18 protein-coding genes are annotated in these 22354 nt (G+C 66.2%); 8 read left to right on the top strand and 10 right to left on the bottom strand.

Annotated elements, in window-relative coordinates; genetic code table 11:
• Positions 1 to 11: 11 nt before the first annotated feature.
• From AXYL_RS22210 to AXYL_RS22185, 6 genes are all read right to left on the bottom strand, one after another.
• On the bottom strand, positions 12 to 965 hold the full coding sequence (locus AXYL_RS22210) for a GDP-L-fucose synthase family protein (protein ID WP_013395111.1): 954 nt from the start codon (positions 963 to 965) through the stop codon (positions 12 to 14).
• Positions 966 to 971: 6 nt separating this feature from the next.
• Complete coding sequence (gene gmd, locus AXYL_RS22205) at positions 972 to 2081, bottom strand: GDP-mannose 4,6-dehydratase (RefSeq protein WP_013395110.1); 1110 nt, start codon at positions 2079 to 2081, stop codon at positions 972 to 974.
• Positions 2082 to 2091: 10 nt separating this feature from the next.
• The gene (locus AXYL_RS22200) at positions 2092 to 2454 is read right to left on the bottom strand and encodes a VanZ family protein (RefSeq protein ID WP_013395109.1); all 363 of its coding nucleotides are present in this window, start codon (positions 2452 to 2454) and stop codon (positions 2092 to 2094) included.
• 61 nt (positions 2455 to 2515) lie between these two features.
• Complete coding sequence (locus AXYL_RS22195; RefSeq protein ID WP_013395108.1) at positions 2516 to 3946, bottom strand: mannose-1-phosphate guanylyltransferase/mannose-6-phosphate isomerase; 1431 nt, start codon at positions 3944 to 3946, stop codon at positions 2516 to 2518.
• A gap of 5 nt (positions 3947 to 3951) precedes the next feature.
• A complete protein-coding gene (locus AXYL_RS22190) occupies positions 3952 to 4470 on the bottom strand; it encodes a GDP-mannose mannosyl hydrolase (protein WP_080551086.1) in 519 nt (172 codons plus the stop codon).
• Complete coding sequence (locus AXYL_RS22185; RefSeq protein WP_013395106.1) at positions 4460 to 5869, bottom strand: undecaprenyl-phosphate glucose phosphotransferase; 1410 nt, start codon at positions 5867 to 5869, stop codon at positions 4460 to 4462. The genes AXYL_RS22190 and AXYL_RS22185 overlap by 11 nt, the downstream gene beginning before the upstream one ends.
• A 242-nt stretch (positions 5870 to 6111) precedes the next feature.
• Here AXYL_RS22185 and AXYL_RS22180 point away from each other — a divergent pair, with 242 nt between their 5' ends.
• From AXYL_RS22180 to AXYL_RS22150, 7 genes are all read left to right on the top strand, one after another.
• Entirely contained in the window at positions 6112 to 7248 is a 1137-nt protein-coding gene (locus tag AXYL_RS22180; protein ID WP_041654095.1) for a polysaccharide biosynthesis/export family protein, read from the top strand.
• 62 nt (positions 7249 to 7310) lie between these two features.
• The gene (locus AXYL_RS22175) at positions 7311 to 9572 is read left to right on the top strand and encodes a GNVR domain-containing protein (protein WP_013395104.1); all 2262 of its coding nucleotides are present in this window, start codon (positions 7311 to 7313) and stop codon (positions 9570 to 9572) included.
• 20 nt (positions 9573 to 9592) lie between these two features.
• Positions 9593 to 10996 (top strand): phosphomannomutase/phosphoglucomutase, encoded by a 1404-nt coding sequence (locus AXYL_RS22170; RefSeq protein ID WP_013395103.1) that lies wholly within the window; start codon positions 9593 to 9595, stop codon positions 10994 to 10996.
• 13 nt (positions 10997 to 11009) lie between these two features.
• Complete coding sequence (gene pgi / locus AXYL_RS22165; protein WP_013395102.1) at positions 11010 to 12677, top strand: glucose-6-phosphate isomerase; 1668 nt, start codon at positions 11010 to 11012, stop codon at positions 12675 to 12677.
• Positions 12678 to 12690: 13 nt separating this feature from the next.
• Complete coding sequence (galE, locus tag AXYL_RS22160; RefSeq protein ID WP_013395101.1) at positions 12691 to 13740, top strand: UDP-glucose 4-epimerase GalE; 1050 nt, start codon at positions 12691 to 12693, stop codon at positions 13738 to 13740.
• Positions 13741 to 13914: 174 nt separating this feature from the next.
• Positions 13915 to 14862: a serine O-acetyltransferase EpsC gene (gene epsC / locus AXYL_RS22155; protein WP_013395100.1), complete on the top strand. Its 948-nt coding sequence runs from the start codon at positions 13915 to 13917 to the stop codon at positions 14860 to 14862.
• Positions 14863 to 14964: 102 nt separating this feature from the next.
• Complete coding sequence (locus AXYL_RS22150) at positions 14965 to 15783, top strand: NAD-dependent protein deacetylase (RefSeq protein WP_013395099.1); 819 nt, start codon at positions 14965 to 14967, stop codon at positions 15781 to 15783.
• A gap of 161 nt (positions 15784 to 15944) precedes the next feature.
• Here AXYL_RS22150 and AXYL_RS22145 read toward each other — a convergent pair whose 3' ends face one another.
• The 3 genes from AXYL_RS22145 to AXYL_RS22135 form a co-directional block, all read right to left on the bottom strand.
• Positions 15945 to 16799 (bottom strand): inositol monophosphatase family protein, encoded by an 855-nt coding sequence (locus AXYL_RS22145; protein WP_013395098.1) that lies wholly within the window; start codon positions 16797 to 16799, stop codon positions 15945 to 15947.
• A 142-nt stretch (positions 16800 to 16941) separates the two neighbouring features.
• On the bottom strand, positions 16942 to 18411 hold the full coding sequence (locus AXYL_RS22140; protein ID WP_013395097.1) for an NAD-dependent succinate-semialdehyde dehydrogenase: 1470 nt from the start codon (positions 18409 to 18411) through the stop codon (positions 16942 to 16944).
• A gap of 123 nt (positions 18412 to 18534) precedes the next feature.
• Positions 18535 to 19800, bottom strand: a complete 1266-nt coding sequence (locus AXYL_RS22135) for a 4-aminobutyrate--2-oxoglutarate transaminase (RefSeq protein WP_013395096.1) — start codon at positions 19798 to 19800, stop codon at positions 18535 to 18537.
• A 95-nt stretch (positions 19801 to 19895) separates the two neighbouring features.
• Between AXYL_RS22135 and AXYL_RS22130 the strand changes: the two genes are divergently transcribed.
• Complete coding sequence (locus tag AXYL_RS22130; RefSeq protein WP_013395095.1) at positions 19896 to 21407, top strand: PLP-dependent aminotransferase family protein; 1512 nt, start codon at positions 19896 to 19898, stop codon at positions 21405 to 21407.
• Here AXYL_RS22130 and AXYL_RS22125 read toward each other — a convergent pair.
• Complete coding sequence (locus AXYL_RS22125) at positions 21393 to 22289, bottom strand: DUF72 domain-containing protein (RefSeq protein WP_013395094.1); 897 nt, start codon at positions 22287 to 22289, stop codon at positions 21393 to 21395. The two genes, AXYL_RS22130 and AXYL_RS22125, sit on opposite strands and share 15 nt — an antisense overlap.
• Positions 22290 to 22354 lie beyond the last annotated feature (65 nt).

The raw sequence follows: 22354 nt of genomic DNA, 5'->3' as shown, positions 1-22354 counted from the left end.
TGGCGAGGCCGTCAGGCCACGGGCAGCGCATGCTGGGTGCGTTCACGCAGGAAATGCCCGTAGGCCAGCGTGATGCCATGCGTCAGCGAGATCTCCGGTTTCCAGCCCAGCGCCTGCACGCGGGCCGAGTCCATCAGCTTGCGCGGCGTGCCGTCGGGCTTGCTGCTGTCGTAGACGATATTGCCTTCGTAGCCGACGACGCGGGCCACCAGCCTGGCCAGGTCGGCGATCGAGATGTCCTGCCCGGCGCCGATGTTGTACATGCCTTCCGCTTGCGGATGCTCCATCAGCATGACGCAGGCCTGGGCCAGGTCGTCCACGTACAGGAACTCGCGCAGCGGCGCGCCGGTGCCCCAGATCGACACGCTTTCCTGGCCGGCTTCCCGGCCTTCGTGGAACTTGCGGATCAGCGCGGGCAGCACATGGCTGCTTTGCAGGTCGTAGTTGTCATGCTGGCCATACAGATTGGTCGGCATGGCGCAGATGAAGCGCGCGCCGAACTCGCGCTGGTAGGCCTCGCACAGCTTCAGCCCTGCGATCTTGGCGATGGCGTAAGGCTCGTTGGTGGCTTCCAGCGGCCCCGTCAGCAAGGCGTCCTCGCGGATCGGTTGCGGAGCTTCGCGCGGGTAGATGCATGACGAACCCAGAAACAGCAGCTTGCGCACTCCGGCCGCATAGGCGGCGCGGATCACGTTGCACTGGATCATCAGGTTCTTGTACAGGAACTCCACCGGATGCGTCTGGTTGGCCAGGATGCCCCCGACCTTGGCCGCGGCCAGGTACACCACGTCGACTGGCGTGGTCGAGAAGAAGCGGTTGACCTGGTTCTGGTTCTCCAGATCCAGCTCGTCCCGGCCGCGGGTCAGCACGTTGCGGTAGCCGCGGCGCTGCAGTTCGCGGGTGATCGCGGCGCCCACCATGCCGCGATGGCCCGCGACGAAGACGCGTTGCTCCAGGTTCGTCATGTCGTGCTACTCCTTGTAGGCGTAGATTTCGTAGCCGTTCTGCTCGACCAGGGCATCGCGCCGCGCGTCGCGCAGATCGCTTTCGACCATTTCCTTGACCAGTTGCGCGAACGAGGTGCGGGGCGACCATCCCAGCTTTTCGCGCGCCTTGGTCGGATCGCCCAGCAGGGTTTCCACTTCCGTCGGACGGAAGTAGCGCGGATCGACCCGGACGATGACCTGGCCCGGCTTGATGTCATGCACCGGCGAGAACAGCACGGTGGCGGTCTCTTCCAGGCCTTCGCCTTCCCAGGCCAGCAGGATGCCCAGCTCGCGCGCCGCCGTATTGATGAATTCGCGCACGCTGTACTGCATGCCGGTGGCGATGACGTAGTCCTCGGGCGTGTCCTGTTGCAGCATCAGCCACTGCATTTCGACGTAGTCGCGGGCATGGCCCCAGTCGCGCAGCGCGGACAGGTTGCCCAGGTACAGGCATTCCTGCAGGCCGAGCACGATGCGGGCCAGGCCGCGGGTGATCTTGCGCGTGACGAAGGTCTCGCCGCGCTTGGGCGATTCGTGGTTGAACAGGATGCCGTTGCAGGCATACATGCCATAGGCTTCGCGGTAGTTCACGCTGATCCAGTAGGCATACAGCTTGGCCGCCGCGTACGGGCTGCGCGGGTAGAACGGCGTGGTTTCCTTCTGCGGCGTTTCCTGCACCAGGCCATACAGCTCGGAGGTGGAGGCCTGATAGAAACGTGCCTTGTTTTCCAGCTTCAGGATACGGATGGCTTCCAGCAGGCGCAGGGTGCCCAGGCCGTCGGCGTTGGCCGTGTACTCGGGTTCCTCGAACGAGACGCCGACATGGCTTTGGGCGGCCAGGTTGTAGATCTCGTCGGGCTGCACCGACTGCACGATGCGGATCAGGCTGCAAGAGTCGGTCATATCGCCGTGATGCAGCACGAAATTGCGGGGCTGGTCATGCGGATCCTGGTACAGATGGTCGATCCGCGCGGTATTGAACAGCGAAGCGCGCCGCTTGATGCCGTGGACCTCATAGCCCTTGGCCAGCAGAAACTCCGCCAGATAGGCCCCGTCTTGGCCAGTAACGCCGGTAATCAGTGCCCGTTTTGGCATGGTTGTATCCTTAAGACTTAGTGACTGCACGAAAGGAGCCGAAGGCTGCGGTACCAATGTGCAATGAGATTACTGTTGCACCAGCCGCGGAGATATCGGCCAAAAGGTCTAATAAATCAGCCTGTCGATACGGAAAAAAGGACTGGATTGCTTCATCCAAAGCGCCCAGGGCCGCCACCCCCAGCAGGGCCGTCAGTCCGGGACGCCGGTTGACCGAGAAATAGATCAAGGTGGTCAGGAAGGCGTAAGCCGCAAGATGCAGGCGCTTGTCCCCAAAGGCGTCCGACATCTCGGCGGCCAGGCCCGGCAGGTTGCCCACCGTGACCAGCACGGCGAAGAACAGGCCTGCAAAGGGCAGGCAGATCCGCGCCATGCCTGGCCTGAAGAAAGACTCCTTCTCGGAGGCAGGCAAGCGCGCGCGGCGTGGAGGCTCCTCACACTCGGCCATACATGTCCTGGAATCTGACGATGTCGTCCTCGCCCAGGTAGGCCCCCGATTGAACCTCGATGATTTCCAGCGGGATCTTTCCAGGGTTCTCCAGGCTGTGGATCTCGCCCAGGGGGATGTAAGTCGACTGGTTTTCGGTCAGCAGGTACTGCTTGTCGCCGTTGTAGATGCGCGCCGTGCCCGACACCACGATCCAGTGTTCCGCGCGGTGGTGGTGCATCTGCGAGGACAGGCGCGCCCCGGGCTTCACCGTGATGCGCTTGACCTGGTAGCGCGGACCCTGGCCCACCGAGTCATAGGATCCCCAGGGCCGCTGCACCTCGCGGTGATGGTTGAGCTCCGAGCGGTGCTGCGTCTTGAAGATCTCGACCAGCCGCTTGACGTCCTGCGAGCGCGATTTGTGCGCCACCAGTACGGCGTCGGCGGTTTCGATCACGACGATGTCGTCCAGGCCCACCGAGGCGACCAGCCGGCTGGTGGAGTGGATCAGGCAGTTGCGCGAATCCTCCACCATGACGTCGCCGGTGGTGGAGTTGCCTTCCTCCGTCTTCTGGGCGATACCCCAGACCGCGTCCCAGGCGCCGACGTCGCTCCACGAGGCGGCCAGGGGGATAACCACGGCGCTGTCGGTACGCTCCATGATGGCGTAGTCCATGGAATCGCTGGGGCAGGCTTCGAACGACGGTCCGTCCAGGTGGAACAGCGCATTCTCGCCATGGCCGATGGCCACCGCCGCCTGCACCTGTTCCAGCATCTTGGGCGCCAGGCGCGCCATTTCCGAAAGGAACACCGAGGCCTGGAAGGCGAACATGCCGCTGTTCCAGTAATAGCCGCCATCCTCGATGAAACGTTGAGCGACCTCGGGCGAGGGCTTTTCGACGAAGCGGCGCACCCGGCGCGCGGGCGCCATGACGCCGGGTTCGTCCGCCTGGATGTAGCCATAGCCGCTCAGCGGGGCGGTGGGCTTGATCCCGAACGTCACCAGCGCGCCCTGCAGGGCGGCCCGGTAGGCTTCGGCGAAGGCGGCGCGCAGCACCTCGCCGTCTTCCAGCACGTGATCCGAGGGCATGATGAGCATGACCGGATCCTCGCCGTCGCGCATGGCGCGCAGGGTGGCAGCGGCGATGGCTGGCGCCGTGTTGCGGGCGAACGGCTCCAGGATCACTTCCACGTCCTTGATGTCCAGCTCCAGCGCCTGCTCCGCCGCGATGTAGCGGTGCGCGTCGTTGCATACCAGGGTAGGCCGGGCCTCGGCGCCGGCCGAGCCCAGCCGCAGCAGGGTGTTCTGCAGCAGGCTGCGGTCATCGGTCAAACGGATGAACTGCTTCGGCAGCAGTTCGCGCGACAGCGGCCACAGGCGCGAGCCTGAACCGCCGCAGAGTATGACTGCCCGGTACGGGGGAGGGGGGTTGGTCATGGCGCTCACTCCTTGAAGTAGGCCTGGGTGTAGGGGTGCACGCCGGGATCGGCGGCGATGGCCCGGGCAGGCTGCCAGCGGTAGCTGCGGTGCTGGGCCTGGGGCAGGCTGGAAATGTCCAAAGAAAGCTCGGCCTCGTAGGCGAGGACGACGTAATGGGTGGAGCGTCCGGCTTCACCCGCAAAATTGGTGCCGTAGAAGTGCTCGTACACGCCGCGCGGAGTCCAGGCCAGTTCGTTGACCGGGATGCCCAACTCTTCGCGGGCGATGCGGCGCAGCGCGTCGTGCAGGGTCTCGTTCTTGCGGATGCGCCCGCCCGGCACGAACCAGGCGCCCTGGGCCGGAGGATTGGCGCGCAGGCCGGTCAGGTAGCGGCCCGCGGCGTCGCGCAGCAGCAGGTCGATGGAAACCAGCGGCAACATTTCGACCGCCTGGCGGAATTCCGCCTGCGCCAGTACGCCGCCGGCGGCCGCGGCCCGTTGCCGCCCGGATCGTTCGGGCCATCCCAAGGGTCTAGTAGACATTGCGGCCCGTCCATCCCGATACCGCCGTGCGGGCGATGATCTGCAGGTCCATCCTGAACGTCCAGTGCTGGATGTAATAAATGTCGTACTCGATGCGGTCGCTCATCTTGCGCAGCGTGTCCGTCTGTCCGCGCAGGCCGTTGACCTGCGCCCAGCCGGTGATGCCGGGTTTGACGCGGTGGCGCATCATGTAGCGCTGGACCAGGTCCTTGTACATTTCGTTGTGCTCCAGCGCGTGCGGGCGCGGGCCCACCACCGACATGTCGCCCATCAGCACGTTCAGGAATTGGGGCAGCTCGTCCAGGCTGGTGCGCCTGAGGAAGCCGCCGATGCGCGTGATGCGCGCGTCGTTGCGGGTCGCCTGGGTGACCACGCCGTGCTCCTGGTGCACCGTCATGGTGCGGAACTTGTAGACGTGGAAGACCTTGCCGTCCACGCCCAGCCGCGGCTGGGTGAAGAACACCGGGCCGCGCGAGGTCGCCTTGACCAGGAAAGCCACCGTCAGCATGACCGGCGACAGCCCGATCAGCGCGCAGAAGGCAAAGCTGCGGTCGAAAATCTCCTTGGCCCAGCCCCGCACGCCAGCGGCGGGCAGGCTGTTGAGCTGTATCGCGGGCAGGCCCAGGAATTCCCCGATGCGATGCCCCAACAGCTGGATCGACATGACGTCGGGAATCCAGCGGATATCCACCAGGTCGTTGCGCAGGTGATAGAGGACTTCGCGCAGTTCCTGGCCCGCCTCCATCGGCAGCACGATCCAGATCTCGCGGACGGTGTGCTCATGCACGAAGGCATGCAGTTCGTCCAGGTCATGCAGGCGGCGGACTTGCGGCGGCAGGTTTTCATGGGGTTCGGCGTAGATGCCCGCCACTTCGTAGCCCGCGCCGCGATATTGCTCGACGCGGCGCCACAGGTCGTGGCCCAGAGCGCCAAAGCCAACCAGCAGCACGCGCTTGCGGTCCAGCCCGCGGTCGCGCGCGGCGCCCAGCACCGCGTAGACCGCAATGCGTAAGCCGGCCAGCGTCAGCGCCGACATGCCGAACCACGTAGCCGCCCATACGCGGGATATCGCCGCGGTCTGGTGCATGAGAAAACTGATGCAGATGCCCAGCGCGAACACCAGCGCCCACGCTGCCAGGCTGCGCACCACCAGGTCGGTGAGCAGGCGGCCGCGCCAGGAGACATACAGGCGGAAGGCCGGAAAGATGGCAACGACGCCGAGGCCGCACAGATATACAAGGAACAGATGGATTTGCGGAGGATCCGCCAAGGCATCGTCCGAGAATTTCAAGCCGGTGGCAGTCAGGCCGCAGGTGATGACGATCGCGGCATCGAGCAAGCGGTAGAGATAGCTTGCCCCGCTGAATCTAGACGACGTGTCCGTTTGGGACGGGTCCATCGCGCACTCCTGTTCGTGGGGAGCCGCTCTGCGTCGAGCAAAAACCGTGCACTGCCGCAAAGCTTGTGGCTACCGACAAAATCTTATTGAGTGCGCAACGCACCCGAAACCTCCAAACGATGTAGGAGAAGGCTTAGGACATCCGTCGAATGTGCGGGCTTAGGAAAAGAGAGTGGAATGTCGCAACCCGTTACGCATCGGGCTCACTCCAAGCAACGAAGTCATTCACAAGTGGATTTGCCATGACGACATTTTTCGGAACGTTGAGCCGAGGCATAGCAGCTATCGCGCTCGTGTCCTCGCTGGGCGCTTGCGCCTTGTCTCCCGGTATGACCTTTGACGCCAATCAGCTTGCGGATCCGCTGGATCCGAACTCCAAGGCAGTAATCAAGGAAATCACGCCGTCGCTGGTGCTGGAAGACCAGCGCGCGCGCCAGGCATTGCTCGACAACGAAGGCGTCGACAAGCTCTACGGCAAGTCCGGGCCGTACCTGATCGGGCCGGGGGACATCCTCTCGATCGTAGTGTGGGATCACCCTGAACTCGTCCTTCCGACGCAAACCTACGCCATCGGGACAGGGGTCACGGAATTAGCCATTGGGGATACTGCCTCGGGCATTCCGGGCTATACGGTTTCATCCACTGGATATATCCAATTTCCGTATGCGGGATTGCTGAAAGTGGCCGGGTTGACGGAACTTCAGGCGCGCAATCTCATAGTGAATAGTTCAGGCAAATACATCCAGGATCCGCAGATCACCGTACGCGTTCTGGGATATCGCAGCAAGCGTGTTTACGTGGATGGCGAGGTCAAGACGCCGGGCGCAATCGCGATCAACGATATTCCGATGACCCTGTTGGAAGCCATCAACAGGGCCGGCGGCATTCTGCCGACCGGAGACCGCAGCGCAGTCTATGTGATCCGGGATGGCCGCCGTACTCGCGTGAACGTGCCCGCGCTGATCGAGCGTGGCCAGGACTTGAATCAAGTGCTGCTGAAGTCGGGCGACATCGTGAGGGTCACGCCGCGCGACGACAGCAAGGTTTTCGTGATGGGCGAGGTGACCTTGCCCACCGCGGCAGTGATGCGTGACGGACGCATGTCATTGACCGAGGCGTTGGGCTTGGCCGGAGGACCGAACCAGCTGACCTCGAACCCGTCGCAAATATTCGTTGTGCGCAGCACTGAGCAAGCGACGCCGCTGGTGTTCCACCTGAACGCCGGCTCGCCGCAGACTCTTGCGGTGGCGGAGAAGTTCGAGTTGCAACCCAAAGATGTTGTGTTCGTGGACACGGCCGGCTTGGTGCGGTGGAACCGCTTCATCAGCAACCTGTTCCCGAGCGCCCAGACCGTACAGACCGTGAAAGCCATAGATTAGTCCGCCTTAAACCACGCCTGGGGACGCCGCGACCGCGGCGGCGTCTTCTCTTGGAGAGCTGCATGTCGTTGCCCATCGAATCGTTCGAGCCGTCCGTGCCGGCTCGCCAGCAGGAAACTCCGTTGTCGTCCCATGTGGACGCCATCTTCTCCAACCGGTGGATGATCATTGCGATCACTCTGCTCGCATTACTGGGGGCGCTCACTTACGTGATGATCACGCCCAAGGTGTATTCGGCCGACATCATCGTGCAGGTGGAAGAGGAAATGCCCCAGGGGCAGAGCCGCAGCCTGCTGGGCGATGTTTCCTCCATGTTCGATACCAAGGCGGAGACCTCGGGCGAAATGGAAGTGCTGCGCTCGCGCATGGTGGTCGGGCCCGCGGTCGACAAGTTCCTGCTGTACATCCAGGCCAAGCCGCGCTATTTCCCCGTGATCGGCGAATGGCTGGCGCAGCGCTATGAAAGCCTGCCGTACCCGTCGAGCTTTCCGCGCGGCGGCTACGCCTGGGGCGGCGAAGCCATCGCGATTTCGCAGCTGGACGTGCCCAACGAATGGCTGGGCAAGCCGTTTCGCGTGACCACGCTGGGCGAAGGACGCTACACGCTGAGCGACAAGTTCACCGGCGCCACTTTCAACGGCACGGTGGGCAAGCCCGAGCATTTCAGGCTGCCTGGCGGCGGTGCCATGGACGTGCATATCGATGCGCTGACGGGACGCCCCGGCACCGAGTTCACCGTGTCGCGCAGCTCGCGCCTGGCCGCCATCGAGGACGTGCAGGGGCGCCTGGGCATCTTCGAGCGCGGCCGCACCTCGGGTGTGATCGGCGTCACGCTGGAAGGCAATGATCCCGCGCTGACCACCGCCGTGCTCAACCAGATCGGCCAGGAGTACGTGCAGCAAAACGTCAACCGCAAGTCGGCGCAGGCCGAGAAGTCGCTGGTGTTCCTCGAACAGCAGCTGCCGGTGCTCAAGGGCGAGCTGGACGCGGCCGAGACCAAGTACAACTCCTTGCGCAACAAGCGCGGCACCATCGACCTGAGCGAAGAGGCCAAGCTGATCCTGGCGCAGTCGGTGGACGCGCAGACCAAGGTGATGGAGCTGCGCTCCAAGCGCCAGGAAATGATCACGCGCTTTGCGCCGACCCACCCCAGCATCGTGGCATTGGACCGCCAGATCGCCGGCCTGACCGGGGACGTGAACCGCATCGGCAACAACATCCGCCAACTGCCCGACCTGGAACAGGACGTGGTGCGCCTGGTGCGCGACGTGCGCGTCAACACCGAGCTTTACACGGCGCTGCTCAACAACGCCCAGCAGCTGCGCCTGATCCGCGCCGGCAAGGTGGGCAACGTGCGCATCCTGGACTCGGCGGTGCAGCCCGACAAGCCGGTGCGCCCCAAGGCCGCCATCATCATCGGCGTCGCAACCGCCTTCGGCCTGATCTTCGGCATGCTGTGCGCCTTTGTGCGCAACGCCTTGTTCGGCGGCCTGTCCGAACCCGACGACGTCGAGCGCCATACCGGCCTGCCGGTGCTGGCCGCCATTCCGTACAGCGACATACAGGACAAGCTGTGGCGGCGCAGCCGGCGCAAGAATGCCAGCGTGCCCGCGCTGCTGGCCCAGAGCCAGGGCAATGCGCCGCCCATCGAAAGCCTGAGGTCGTTCCGCAACGTGCTGCAGGCGTCGCTGCGCCAGTCGGCCAACAACATGGTCATGTTCACCGGGCCGGTGGCGGGCGTGGGAAAGTCCTTCCTGTCGGCCAACTTCGCCTTCATCCAGGGCGGCGTGGGCAAGCGCGTGCTGCTGATCGACGCTGACTTCCGCAAGGGCCAGCTCAACCGCTACTTCGGCGTGCCCAAGGAAGACGGCTTGTTCGAGGTCCTGTCGGGAACGATCCCGCTGACCCAGGTGCGCAAGCACAGCGTGTCCGAAGGCGTGGACTTCATCGCCACCGGCGCGGTCACCTTCGATCCTTCCGAACTGCTGGCCTCGCCGGTGTTCGGCGAAACCCTGCGCGAACTGGCATCGCAGTACGACATGGTGATCCTGGACACGGCGCCCGTGCTGTCGTCGCCGGACGCGGCCGTGGTCGGCACGCATGCGGCCGCGGTGATGGTGGTGGTGCGCTCGGGCATGAACACGGTAGGTGAAATCCGCGAGACGGCCAAGCGCCTGATCCAAGCCGGCGCGCCCGTGGATGGCGTGCTTTTCAACGGTCTCAAGCTCATGCCGGAACGCTTCGGCTTCCGGTCCAAGTACGGTAGTTATCGCTACTCCCGTGCGGCGTATTACGGCGATTTCAAACAGAACGGCCCTAAATAACGCCACCCGGAGAAACTGGCATGCACGGAACTTTTGGCTGGGATACCCCGCAAATTCTGGATGCGGTTTTCAAGGCTTATGACATACGCGGCACGGTGCCGGAAGAGATCGACGCGCGGTTCGCGCACAGCCTGGGCATGGCGGCGGGGACCCAGGCCCGCGAACTGGGGGCGCGGTCCATCGTGGTGGGCAGGGATGGCAGGCTGAGCAGCGTCGAGCTGGCGGCCGCCTTGCAGGCCGGCTTGCGTTCGGCGGGCATGCACGTCATCGATATCGGCATGGCGACCACGCCGATGGTGTATTTCGCGACCCGCCTGATGGACACCGGCGCGGGCATCGCGGTCACGGGCAGCCACAATCCGCCCGCGCACAACGGCTTCAAGATCGTGCTGGACGGCGCCTCGCTGTACGGCGAGGGCATCACCGCGCTGCGCGACGCGATGCGGCTGCCGATCGAGTCGGCCAGCGCCTCGGGCGGACGCACGCAGATGCAGATCATGCCCTGCTACACGGCGCGCCTGATGGGCGACATCCGCATGGCGCGGCCGATGAAGATCGCCATCGATTGCGGTAACGGCGTGGCCGGCGCGGCGGCGCCGGCGTTGTTCCGCGCCCTGGGCTGCGAAGTGGTCGAACTGTTCTGCGAAGTCGACGGTTCGTTCCCGGGCCATCATCCGGACCCGGCCGATCCGCAGAACCTGCAGGACCTGATCTATTGCCTGCGCTATTCCGACTGCGAGGTCGGCCTGGCGTTCGACGGCGACGGCGACCGCCTCGGCGTGGTGACCAAGACGGGGCAGATCATCTGGCCGGATCGCCTGCTGATCCTGCTGGCGCGCGATGTGTTGGCGCGCAACCCGGGCGCCGAGATCCTGTACGACGTCAAATGCAGCCGCCATGTGGCGCGCGCGATCACGGAAGCCGGCGGCAAGGCCACCATGTGCAGGACCGGGCATTCGCTGATCAAGGCCAAGATGCGCGAGACCGGCGCGCAGCTGGCGGGCGAGATGAGCGGCCACATCTTTTTCAAGGAGCGCTGGTACGGCTTCGACGATGGCATCTACGCGGCCGCTCGGCTGCTGGAGATCCTGTCCGGGGCGCCGGATCCGTCGGCCCTGTTGGAGAGCCTGCCGCAGTCCTGCGCCACGCCTGAAATCAAGCTGGAAACCGCCGAAGGCGAACAGTTCGACCTGGTGGAAGCGCTGCGCGCGCAGGGGCAGTTTCCCGGCGCGCAGTCCATCAACGATCTGGACGGCATCCGGGTGGATTACGCCGACGGCTTCGGCCTGGCGCGTCCGTCCAACACCACGCCGACGGTGGTATTGCGTTTTGAAGGGGACACCGTGGCCGCTCTGGCCCGTATCGAGGAGGATTTCCGCAACGCGTTCCGGCGCATTGCCCCTCATGTTCGTTTACCGTTTTAAGGAGCATCACGCGATGGGAAAGGCCAAGTATGCGGTTGAGGCGCTAAGGGCGAATTCCGGCCTGGCGGACAGCCCTGAGTGGCAGGCGTTCGCGCAAGCCGCGCACGGCGCGGAACTGGACGGCGCGGCGCTGAAGGTCATCGAGGCGGCGGGTCTGTGCGTGGACCTGAGCATGCAACGGCAGTCGCCGGCGCTGGAAGCCGCGGCCATGGCGCTGCTGCAGGCGCGCGGGGTGGCGGACGCGCGCCAGGCGCTGTTCGCGGGCGAGCCGGTCAACTGGACCGAGGGCAAGCCGGCATGGCATACGGCGCTGCGCGCCGGACGCACGCGGGAACAACCCGATGGGCAGGATGCGGACTCCGTTTGCGAGCACTCGCGCATGACTGACTTCGTGCGCCGCGTCGACCAGACGGCCGACTTCAACACGGTGCTGCACATCGGCATCGGCGGCAGCGATTGGGGGCCGCGCCTGGCGGTGCAGGCGTTCGGCGGCGCGTCGCAGCGCCGGCAGATCCGCTTCGTGTCCAACATCGACGGCCACGCGTTCCATGACGCGGTGGCAGGACTGGATCCGCGCCGCTGCCTGGTGGTGGTGTCGTCCAAGTCCTTCACCACCGCCGAGACGCTGCACAATGCGCGCGCCGCCATCGCCTGGCTCAAGCAGGGCGGCGTGGCGGATGTGTCCGAGCATCTGGCCGCGGTCACCGCCAATGTGTCGGCGGCGCGGGCGCTGGGCGTGCCGTCCAGCCAGATCTTCAAGATGTGCGACTGGGTCGGCGGGCGTTATTCGGTCTGGTCGGTAGCCGGCTTGTCGATTGCGCTGACGGTAGGCGCGGACGTGCTGATCGGCATGCGGGCGGGCGCCGAGGCCATGGACCAGCATTTCCAGCAGGCGCCGTTCGCCTCGAATGCGCCGATCCAGCTGGCGCTGGCGGGGCTGGTCAACTGCAGCGTGCTGGGACAAAACTCTCTGAACATCGCGGCCTACAGCGCGCGGCTGTTGCACCTGGTGACCTACCTGCAGCAGCTGGAAATGGAATCGCTGGGCAAGCGGGTCGCGGGCGACGGCGCGGCGGTCGGCGTGCCGACCGCGCCCATCATCTGGGGCATGCCGGGCACCGACGGCCAGCACACTTTTTTCCAGTGGCTGCATCAGAGCGAGGACGGCGCGCCGGTGGACTTCATCGCCAGCCTGCAAGGCCATGCCGACAGTCCGGATGCGCACCGCATGCTGCTGGCCAACTGCCTGGCGCAGCGCCAGGCGCTGCTGCGCGGCAAGTGCCTGGAGCAGGCGCTGATGGACGTGGCGCACATCGACGACCAGGAACGGGCGCTGAGCCTGGCGCAGCACATGGTCCATCCGGGCGGACGGCCTTCCACCTTGATCGTGCTGCGTCAGCTGGATCCGCGCGGGCTGGGCGCGCTGCTGGCCCTGTACGAGCACAAGGTGTTCGTGCAGAGCGTGGTCTGGGGCATCAACCCCTTTGACCAATGGGGCGTGGAATTGGGCAAGCGCCTGGCCACCGGCATCGAGCGCGAGCTGGCGGTGCCGGTGTCGGCCGGCGTGGTGGACTGGGGCCACGACGCGTCCACCTCGTACTGGATCGACCGCTACCGCAGCCATGCGCAGGCGCCGCGGCCGCGCCATGCCTGGGTGCCGGGCGTGGCGGCGCATCTGTGAAGGAGGCCGGGCCATGCCGGACCTGCATGTATTGGTGACCGGCGGCGCCGGCTACATCGGCACGCACACGCTGGTGGCGATGCTGGCGGCGGGCCAGCGGCCGCTGGTGCTGGACGACTTCAGCAACGGCAGCCGCGAGGCCGTGCGCCGCGTCGAGCGCCTGTGCGGCGTGGAGATCCCGCTGGTGGAAGGGGATATCCGCAGCCCCGGCCTGGTCGAATCGGTGCTGGCCGGATCGGCCGCGCGCGGCGCGCCGGTGCGGGCGGTGCTGCACCTGGCTGGCAGCAAGGCGGTGGGCGAGTCGGTCGCCGATCCGCTCAAGTACTACGACAACAATGTCGGCGGTTCAGTGGCGCTGCTGCGCGCCATGCGCGAGGCGGGCGTGACGCGCATGGTCTTCAGTTCATCGGCCACGGTCTATGGCGAGCCGCAGTACCTGCCGTTCACCGAAGCGCACCCGCTGGCGCCGACCAATCCCTATGGCCGCACCAAGCTGATGGTGGAAGAGGTGCTGCGCGACGTCTGCAGGGCCGACCCGGCCTTCAGCGCGGTCACGCTGCGCTACTTCAATCCCATCGGCGCGCACCATAGCGGGCAGATCGGCGAAAGCCCGCGCGACGTTCCGAACAACCTGTTTCCCTTCATCACCCAGGTGGCGGTGGGGCGTCAGCCCTACCTGCGGGTGTTCGGCGACGACTACGACACGGCCGACGGCACCGGCGTGCGCGACTATCTGCACGTCATGGACCTGGCGCAAGGGCATGTGCAGGCGCTCGCATATTCGGAGAGCCATCCTGGGTTCGTGGCGGTCAACCTGGGCACGGGGCAGGGCACCAGCGTGCTGGAGCTGGTGCATGCGTTCGAGCGGGTCAACGGCTGCCGGATTCCCGTGCGCGCGCAAGCCCGTCGTCCCGGCGATATCGAGCGCATGTGGGCCGATCCCGCATTGGCGGCCAGCTTGCTCGGCTGGCGCAGCACGCATGGCGTGGATGCGATGTGCGCGGACGGCTGGCGCTGGCAGCAGGGCAATCCTCAAGGCTACGATCAGGACGTGGGGACATAACCCCTGCGCCGTGTCGGATGGATTCCGCGAAACCGGCGCTAGCGGTTACAGTTGACGGAAATATTGCGAAGCAGCATTGCCCGGCGGCCAAGCCGCCGCGGCCATGCACCGTCAACGAGGCGCACCCATGTTTGAATTCAATCCGTCTACTGGCTCCCAGCAGGAGCCGCGGTCATGAGCGGGCCGACCTACAACGCGCCGGCCCATTGGAACCTGGACAGCATCGTGTCCGGCCTGCACGAGGCGCGCGTGGCCTGGCGTGGTCCGCGCGGCCGTCTGCGCGAAGACGCGGGTCTGCGCGAGTTCCCCTCGCAGGAAAGCCTGCGCCAGATCGTCAAGAACCTCTGTGGCGCCCTGTTCCCGATGCGCCTGGGGCCGATCGACCTGCGTGAGGAGGTCGAGGACTTCTATGTCGGGCATACCATCGGCGCGGCGCTGGACGCACTGCTGCACCAGGTCTGTCTTGAGCTGCAATACGTGGGCCGGCCCGAACAGGCGGAACCCGCGGATACGCGCCAGCGCGCCATCGAGATCGTGCGGCAGTTCGGCGCTGAGTTGCCGCGCGTGCGCGCCGCGCTGGACCTGGACGTGACCGCCGCCTACCAGGGCGATCCGGCCGCGCACAACGTGGACGAAGTGCTGCTGTGCTATCCGGGCGTGGCGGCGATGATCCATCACCGCCTGGCCAACGTGCTGTACCGCCTGGGCGCGCCGATGCTGGCGCGCATCGTGGCGGAGATCGCGCATGCGGACACGGGCATCGACATCCACCCGGGCGCCACCATCGGCCGCAGCTTCTTCATCGACCACGGCACCGGCGTCGTGATCGGCGAGACCGCCATCATCGGCGACCGCGTGCGCCTCTATCAAATGGTCACCCTGGGCGCCAAGCGCTTCCCGCCCGGCGAAAACGGCGAACTCAAGAAGGGCCTGGCGCGCCACCCCTTGATCGAGGACGACGTGGTGATCTACGCTGGCGCGACGATTCTCGGCCGCGTCACCATCGGCAAGGGCTCGACCATCGGCGGCAACGTCTGGCTGACCCGCAGCGTGCCGCCCGGCAGCAACGTGACCCAGGCCAGCCTGGTCAGCGACATGCCCGACTGTGGCCTGGGCGGCTGAGCGGTGTTCGCGGCGGCCGCCGTTTTGCGGCGGCCGCCGTTTTGCGGTGGCCGCCGTGTTGCGGTGGCCGACATTTGTAGTGGCCGGCACTGAGGAGCCTGGATGGACACACGAGTCTCTGATCTGGCCGCGCTGCGCGGCTTTGTCGACCGCCATCCGCGGCTGTTCGTGCTGACGGGAGCGGGCGTCAGCACCGACTCCGGCATCCCCGATTACCGCGACACCGAAGGCGAATGGAAGCGCAAGCCGCCCATGACGCTGCAGACCTTCATGGGCGGCGAACTGGCGCGGGCGCGCTACTGGGCGCGCAGCATGGTGGGCTGGCGCCGCTTTGGCCACGTGCAGCCCAATACCTCGCATCGGGCGCTGGCGCGGCTGGAATCGCGCGGCCGCGTCTCGGTGCTGGTGACGCAGAACGTCGATGGCCTGCACGAGGCCGCCGGCAGCCGCGAGGTCGTGGACCTGCACGGCCGGCTCGACGAGGTGCGCTGCATGGCCTGCGATTGGCGCGGCGGCCGCCAGGCCTGGCAGGAGGCGCTGCAGGACGGCAATCCGGACTGGATGCTGCTGGATGCTTCCGATGCGCCTGATGGCGACGCCGATCTGGAAGGCGAAGACTTCGCGCGCTTCAAGGTGCCGCCCTGTCCGCGCTGCAGCGGCGTGGTCAAACCCGACGTGGTGTTCTTTGGCGAAACCGTGCCGCGCGAGCGGGTGGATCGCGCCAATGCCGGCCTCATGAACGCTGACGCGGTGTTGGTGGTGGGCTCTTCATTGATGGTGTATTCGGGCTACCGTTTCGTGTCGGCGGCCTCGCGCAATGGCATGCCGATAGCGGCCATCAATCTGGGACGCACCCGCGCCGACAGCATGCTTACCCTCAAGGTGGAACTGCCTTGCGCCGAGGCGCTGGACGCGTTGTAAAGCGGCCTGCGGCCGGCCGGTTTTTGACCGGTCTAAGCAAGTGCTTGGCCTGAAAAGGTTTTTTTCCGCTGTTACAGACCTTTCCATAGGGTTGTCCACAGGAACTGTGGATAATTCCTAGGGATAACCCCGAGTTTTTGAACGTTCCCGGGGGCGATCTGTCAAGTCTCGCTGGCTTCCGCCATGTCCCCCATTAGCGCCTTTCGAGCCGCGTGCCAACTGCCGGCGTCCGGCGCGTACAGCAGGCCGCCCGTGCGGTGCGTGGGCTTGTAGGGGGAGCCGTCGAAGTGCGCGGCGTAGCCGCCGGCCTCGCGGTGCAACAGCCAGCCGGCCGCGTGATCCCAGGCGGTCAACTGGTTATACAGCGCGACATGGCAGTGGCCCGCGGCCAGCATGCGGTATTCATGCGCGGCGCAGCGCAGCGAGCCGGTGCTGCCACGCCGCGACAGATTGCTGTTGACGGTCGTGCGCAGCGGCTCGGGCAAGGCGCCGGTCGAGATCAGGCCGTCCATGTCGTCGGGGGGCGCGGGGCTGGCCACCGCGAGCGGGACCTGCTTGCCGTTTTCATATTCCATCCAGGCGCCTTCGCCGCGCACGGCCAACGCGCTGTCGCGGCTGACCGGGTCGTAGATGACGCCCGCGATCACGTCGCCGCGGTGGCAGGCGGCGATCATCATGCCGAACAAGGGCAGCCCCGCCACGTAGTTGCGGGTGCCGTCGATGGGGTCGATCAGGAACGCCAGGTCGGCGTCGACCAGCATGTTCAGCAGGGCGGGATTGCGCGCCGAGGCTTCCTCGCCGATCAGCACGGCGCCCGGATGCAGCTTGGCCAGGCGCGTCGCGATCAGGCGCTCGGCGGCTTCGTCCGCGTCGGTCACCAGGTCCCGGGCGGAGCTTTTGCCGCGCACCGCCCCTTCCGGCAGATTGCGAAAGCGCGGCATGACTTCCGTCTGCGCCGTTTCGGCCAGGATGGCGGCAAGCCGGCGGGTGTCCTCGCGGGTAAAGGTTCTGCTCATACGGACTCGTTCGTTCGGGGAACGCGCAAATCTACCACGCCGGACGCGGGGCGGGATGCAACATATCGGACTCCCGGAAACCCGCGCAAGAAATGCGCGCGGCCCTGGCCGATGCCGGCCAGGGCCGCGCGCGAGGGGCCGTTCAGGCGCCCAGGTCCACGCAGAGGTACTTGATCTCCAGGTACTCTTCGATGCCGTACTTGGAGCCTTCGCGGCCCAAGCCGGATTGCTTGACGCCGCCGAAGGGGCCGACTTCGTTGGAGATGATGCCGGTGTTGATGCCGACGATGCCGTACTCCAGCGCTTCGGATACGCGCCAGATGCGGGCGTAGTCGCGGGTGAAGAAGTAGGCGGCCAGGCCGAAGATGGTGTCGTTGGCCATGCCGATGACTTCCTGTTCCGTTTCGAAGCGGAACAGCGGGGCCACCGGACCGAAGGTTTCCTCGGTCGCGAAACGCATGGACTGGGTCACGTCGCGCACCACGGTCGGTTCGAAGAAGGTGCCGCCCAGCGCATGCGGCTTGCCGCCGGCGATCACCTTGGCACCGTGCGACGTCGCGTCGGCGATGTGCTCCTGCACCTTTTCCACGGCGCTGCTGTCGATCAGCGGGCCCTGGGTCACGCCGTCGGCAAAGCCGTCGCCGACCTTCATGGCTTCGACCTTGGCGACCAGGCGCTTGGCGATCTCTTCGTAGACGCCGGCCTGCACGTAGATGCGGTTGGCGCAGACGCAGGTCTGGCCGGCGTTGCGGTACTTGGAGGCCAGGATGCCGTCGACGGCGCGGTCCAGGTCGGCGTCGTCGAACACGATGAAGGGCGCGTTGCCGCCCAGTTCCAGCGACAGCTTCTTGATGGTGGGCGCGCATTGTTCCATCAGCGTGCGGCCGACTTCGGTGGAGCCGGTGAAGCTCAGCTTGCGCACCACGTCGCTTTCGCACAGGGCCGCGCCGATTTCGCGCGAGCTGCCGGTGATGACGTGGAACACGCCCGCGGGCACGCCGGCTTCTTCAGCCAGCACGGCCAGCGCCAGCGCGGTCAGCGGCGTCTGTTGGGCGGGCTTGACCACCATGGTGCAGCCGGCGGCCAGGGCCGGGCCGACCTTGCGCGTGATCATCGCGGCCGGGAAGTTCCACGGCGTGATGGCGGCGGTGACGCCGATGGGCTGCTTGAGCGCCATCAGGCGCTGGCCGGCCTTGGGGCTTTGCAGGATGTCGCCGTCGATGCGCTTGGCCTCTTCGCCGAACCATTCCAGGAACGAGGCGGCATAGGCGATTTCGCCGGCGGCTTCGGTCACGGGCTTGCCCTGCTCGGAGGTCATGATGGCGGCCAGGTCCTGCTGGTGCTGCATCATGAGCTGGGCCCACTTCAGCAGGATCGCGGCGCGTTCCTTGCCGGTCTTGGCGCTCCAGGCGGGCAGGGCGGCTTCGGCGCTGGCGATGGCCTGTTCGGCTTCCTTGCGGCCCAGCTTGGGCACGGACACGATGGTCTTGCCGGTGGAGGGATTGTCCACGGGGATGGACGGGCCGTTGCCGGCGGCTACCCATTTGCCGTCGATGTAGCAGGCGTCGCGCAGCAGGTCGGGGCGCGCCAGGGGATGAGTCAGTGCGGTCATTGTTGCAGTCTCCTTGAAGGGAAGCGGTGGGCCAGGAAACGTTTACGGGCGTGGCGGATAACCCGCTACGCCCGCAAAACTTGTGCCTGCCCGCCGAAATACCGGTAGTTCAGGCCCTGTGCGTCAGGCGGCAAGCGCCTCGGACAGGATGGCCAGCGCGCGATCGAACTGGGCGTCGGGGATGGTCAAGGGGTACAGGAAGCGCAGGACGTTGCCGTACACACCGCAGCTTAGCAAAATCAGGCCCTTTTCGATGGCGCGGGCTTGCACGCGCTTGACCGCTTCCGCGTCCGGCTTGCCGGTGGCGGGATCGTTCAGTTCCAGGGCGACCATGGAACCCAGGCCGCGCACGTCGGCGATGCCCGGAACCTTGGCGCGCAGGCCTTCCAGATGCGCGCGCAGCTTGTCGCCCAGGGCGTCGGCGCGTTCGCACAGCTTTTCCTCGGCGATCACGTCCAGCACGGCATGCGCCGCGGCGACCGCCAGCGGGTTGCCGGCGTAGGTGCCGCCCAGGCCGCCGGCGGCGGGCGCGTCCATGACGTCGGCGCGGCCGACCACGCCCGATATCGGGAAGCCGCCGCCCAGGCTCTTGGCCATGGTGATCAGGTCGGCCTGGACCGAGTGGTGCTCCATGGCGAACAGCTTGCCGGTGCGGCCGAAGCCGGTCTGGACTTCGTCGGCGATCAGCAGAATGCCGTGCTCGTCGCAGACCTTGCGCAGCGCCGTCATCAACTCGGGCGGGGTGATGTTGAAGCCGCCTTCACCCTGCACCGGTTCGATGATGATGGCCGCGACGCGCTTGGGATCGATGTCGCACTTGAACAGCAGGTCCAGCGCCTTGAGCGAGTCCGCCACGCTGATGGACTGGGTGGCGTTGGGGAAGGGCACGTGATAGATGTCGCCCGGCATCGGACCGAACGACAGCTTGTACGGGGCGACCTTGCCAGTCAGCGCCATGCCCAGCATGGTGCGGCCGTGGAACGAGCCCGAGAAGGCGATGACGCCCGAGCGGCCGGTGGCCGAACGCGCGATCTTGACGGCGTTTTCGACGGCTTCCACGCCGGTGGTGAAGAAGGCGCTCTTCTTCAGGCCGTCGATGGGGGCGAGGCGGTTGATGCGCTCGGCCAGCGAGACATAGCCTTCGTACGGCACGATCTGGTAGGCCGTGTGCGTGAAGTTGTCCAGCTGCGCGGCAACGGCGGCCTTGATCTTCGGGTGCAGGTGGCCCGTGTTCAGGACGGCGATGCCGCCTGCGAAATCGATGTATTCCTTGCCATTGGCGTCCCACAGGGTGGCGTTTTCGGCGCGCACCGCGTAGAAGTCGCACATGACGCCGACGCCGCGCGGCGTGGCCAGGGAACGGCGGGTATTCAGGTCCTGATTCTTCATCTCAGCCTCTGCGAGCATGATGGGCGGGAAAACCTTATTTAATGCTACGATGGCCCCACTTGTGGGAACCACTTTTATAAATCAGGTAGAACCAATTGCGGTCCATCGTCGGTGACTTGCTGCAGCTGCGGCTGGCGGACGGCTCCAGCGAGCCCATGAACAAGCGGCTGTACCGCGGCATCCGGGAAGCCATCCTGGATGGGGCCATTGCCGCGGACTCGCGCCTGCCCGCCTCGCGCGACCTGGCGGCCGAGCTCGGCATCGCCCGCAACACGGTGGTCCACGTCTACAGCCAGCTGCTGGCTGAAGGCTACACCCGCAGCCGCCAGGGCAACGGCACCTTCGTCAACGCCTCGGTGCCGGATTCCTACCTGGCCAGCGGCCGGCGCATGCGCCAGCCGCCGCCCGCGCAGCCGCGCCCGGCGCTGTCGCCGCGCGGCGCCGCCATCGTCGACGGCGTCTCGGCCTCGCCCTACCAATGGGGCGCCTTCATGCCCGGCGTGCCGGACCTGACCGAGTTCCCGCATAAGAAGTTCGGCCGCATTTTCAGCGCCTTGTGGCGCAATCCCTCGCCCGACCTGCTGACCTACGCTTACGGCGGCGGGCTGCCCGCCTTGCGCGAGGCGCTGGCGCAGCATCTGGCGCTGACCCGCTCGATCGATTGCGATCCCGAGCAGATCATCATCACCGAGGGCTCGCACCAGGCCATCGACCTGACCACCCGCATCCTGGGCGAGGCCGGCGAGACCGCCTGGGTCGAGGATCCGGGCTACTGGGGCGCGCGCACCGTGCTGCAGGCCAATGGCCTGCATACCGTGCACCTGCCGGTGGACGAGGAGGGCATGCGCCTGCCGGAGACCGTCGGCACGCCGCCGCGCTTCATCTTCGTCACCCCTTCGCACCAGTACCCGCTGGGGCCGGTCATGTCGCTGACGCGCCGGCGCCAACTGCTGGCGGTGGCGCGGCAAAGCGGCAGCTGGATCATCGAGGACGATTACGACAGCGAATTCCGCTTCTCCGGCCGGCCGATCGCCTCGCTGCTGGGACTGGAGCCTGATGCGCCCGTGATCTATATGGGCACCTTCAGCAAGACCCTGTACCCGGGCCTGCGCGTGGGCTATCTGGTGCTGCCCAAGACCCTGACCGCGGCGTTCCAGGCGGCGCACGCCGAGCTGTACCGCGAAGGGCATCTGATGACGCACGCGGCCCTGGCCACGTTCATCTCGGAAGGCCACTACGCCGCCCACATCCGCCGCATGCGCATGCTGTACGGGCGCCGTCGCGCCATGCTGGTCAACCTGATCGAACGGCGGCTGGGACCCGACTGGCTACATCGCGACGCCAGCATGGCGGGGCTGCACCTGGTGTTGACGCTGCCCGAGGACATGGACGACCTGCGCGTGGTGGACGTGGCGCGCGGCAAGGGCGTGCTGACGCGCGCGCTGTCGCGCTATTACGTCAACGACGAGGGCCGCCGGCCCGGTCTGCTGTTGGGCTACGCCTGCGTGCCTGAACACGACATCGCGCGCAAATTCGAAGTGCTGCTGGAAAGCCTGAACGAAGTGGCGCGCGCGCCCGCGGCGCTGGCGGTGTCAGGCGGGCGCTAGCGCCGCCGCGAAGGCCGCGGCGTTGCGCATGCCCTGATCTTCAAAGTTGGTGTTGAAGACCGCGTGCGCCTGTGCGCTTTGCGCCGCCAGCCGGGAGAAGCGCTCGGCCAGTTCGGCCAGTTCCTGTTCCGAGTATTCATATTGGAAGCGCCCCGAGGAGGCGGCGCCGGACACGTTCCAGGTGGCCGTGTTGCGCCCATGCAGGCGCAGCAGTGTCAGTTCCGGGTGAGTGCATTCCCAGACTGCGGGCACGGTGTTCTCAAAGCCTTGCGGGCTGTCCACCACGGTATGCGCCACCCCCAGTTCGCGCTCGAAGGCCAGCGTGTCCGCGGTCGCCGAGGGCGACTCGAACCAGCTGCGGTGGCGGAACTCCACCGAGACCAGATTGTCCTCCATACGCCGGGCGCAGTCGGCGACCCGTGCCCGGCCGCGCGCGTCGCGGCGGATCCAGGGCGGAAACTGGAAATGCACCGCGCCTAGCTTGTCCGCCATGCGCAAGGGTTCCAGCGCAAGCTGGTAGCGGCGCCAGAGTTCGTCGCGCAGGTCCGCAGGCATCCGGTCGTGGTAGATGACGGGCTCGGGCCAGTCCGGCAGCTCGCGCCGGATGTCCGCCGGCAGAGAGGAAAGCGGCGTCTGATGGCCGGTGAACAGCCGGAAGGCCTTGATATTGAAGACGAAATCTTCAGGCGTGCGCTGTGTCCAGAGATAGGCGTTTTCGGCCGTGGGCATGGCGTAGTAGCTGGAATCGACCTCGGCCATGGGGAAGCGCGAGGCATAGAAGCGCAGCCGCGCTTCGGCGCTGCGGACCTCCGGCGGGTAGAAGCGGCCGCAGGCCAGCAGGGTGGGGTCGGTCCAGGAGGCGGTGCCGGTCAAGAGGCGCATGGCCACAGGTGAATCAGACTTTATTGAAAAAATTCTGTATAAATATACAGTGTTCATCCGAAGCC

The sequence above is a fragment of the Achromobacter xylosoxidans A8 genome (assembly GCF_000165835.1).
GTDB classification, from domain to species: Bacteria; Pseudomonadota; Gammaproteobacteria; order Burkholderiales; family Burkholderiaceae_B; genus Achromobacter; species Achromobacter xylosoxidans_B.
The sequence above is the reverse complement of the archived record's forward strand: the minus strand, read 5'-3'. Positions and strand labels throughout refer to the sequence as shown.

What these genes read in the sequence shown, in the direction of transcription:
- AXYL_RS22135 (WP_013395096.1), bottom strand. Translation starts at nt 19,800, where the DNA reads ATGAAGAATCAGGACCTGAATACCCGCCGTTCCCTGGCCACGCCGCGC.
- AXYL_RS22145 (WP_013395098.1), bottom strand. Translation starts at nt 16,799, where the DNA reads ATGAGCAGAACCTTTACCCGCGAGGACACCCGCCGGCTTGCCGCCATC.
- AXYL_RS22195 (WP_013395108.1), bottom strand. Translation starts at nt 3,946, where the DNA reads ATGACCAACCCCCCTCCCCCGTACCGGGCAGTCATACTCTGCGGCGGT.
- AXYL_RS22125 (WP_013395094.1), bottom strand. Translation starts at nt 22,289, where the DNA reads ATGCGCCTCTTGACCGGCACCGCCTCCTGGACCGACCCCACCCTGCTG.
- AXYL_RS22150 (WP_013395099.1), top strand. Translation starts at nt 14,965, where the DNA reads ATGGACACACGAGTCTCTGATCTGGCCGCGCTGCGCGGCTTTGTCGAC.
- AXYL_RS22170 (WP_013395103.1), top strand. Translation starts at nt 9,593, where the DNA reads ATGCACGGAACTTTTGGCTGGGATACCCCGCAAATTCTGGATGCGGTT.
- AXYL_RS22185 (WP_013395106.1), bottom strand. Translation starts at nt 5,869, where the DNA reads ATGGACCCGTCCCAAACGGACACGTCGTCTAGATTCAGCGGGGCAAGC.
- AXYL_RS22200 (WP_013395109.1), bottom strand. Translation starts at nt 2,454, where the DNA reads ATGGCGCGGATCTGCCTGCCCTTTGCAGGCCTGTTCTTCGCCGTGCTG.
- galE (WP_013395101.1), top strand. Translation starts at nt 12,691, where the DNA reads ATGCCGGACCTGCATGTATTGGTGACCGGCGGCGCCGGCTACATCGGC.
- epsC (WP_013395100.1), top strand. Translation starts at nt 13,915, where the DNA reads ATGAGCGGGCCGACCTACAACGCGCCGGCCCATTGGAACCTGGACAGC.
- pgi (WP_013395102.1), top strand. Translation starts at nt 11,010, where the DNA reads ATGGGAAAGGCCAAGTATGCGGTTGAGGCGCTAAGGGCGAATTCCGGC.
- AXYL_RS22180 (WP_041654095.1), top strand. Translation starts at nt 6,112, where the DNA reads ATGACGACATTTTTCGGAACGTTGAGCCGAGGCATAGCAGCTATCGCG.
- AXYL_RS22190 (WP_080551086.1), bottom strand. Translation starts at nt 4,470, where the DNA reads ATGTCTACTAGACCCTTGGGATGGCCCGAACGATCCGGGCGGCAACGG.
- AXYL_RS22140 (WP_013395097.1), bottom strand. Translation starts at nt 18,411, where the DNA reads ATGACCGCACTGACTCATCCCCTGGCGCGCCCCGACCTGCTGCGCGAC.
- AXYL_RS22210 (WP_013395111.1), bottom strand. Translation starts at nt 965, where the DNA reads ATGACGAACCTGGAGCAACGCGTCTTCGTCGCGGGCCATCGCGGCATG.
- gmd (WP_013395110.1), bottom strand. Translation starts at nt 2,081, where the DNA reads ATGCCAAAACGGGCACTGATTACCGGCGTTACTGGCCAAGACGGGGCC.
- AXYL_RS22175 (WP_013395104.1), top strand. Translation starts at nt 7,311, where the DNA reads ATGTCGTTGCCCATCGAATCGTTCGAGCCGTCCGTGCCGGCTCGCCAG.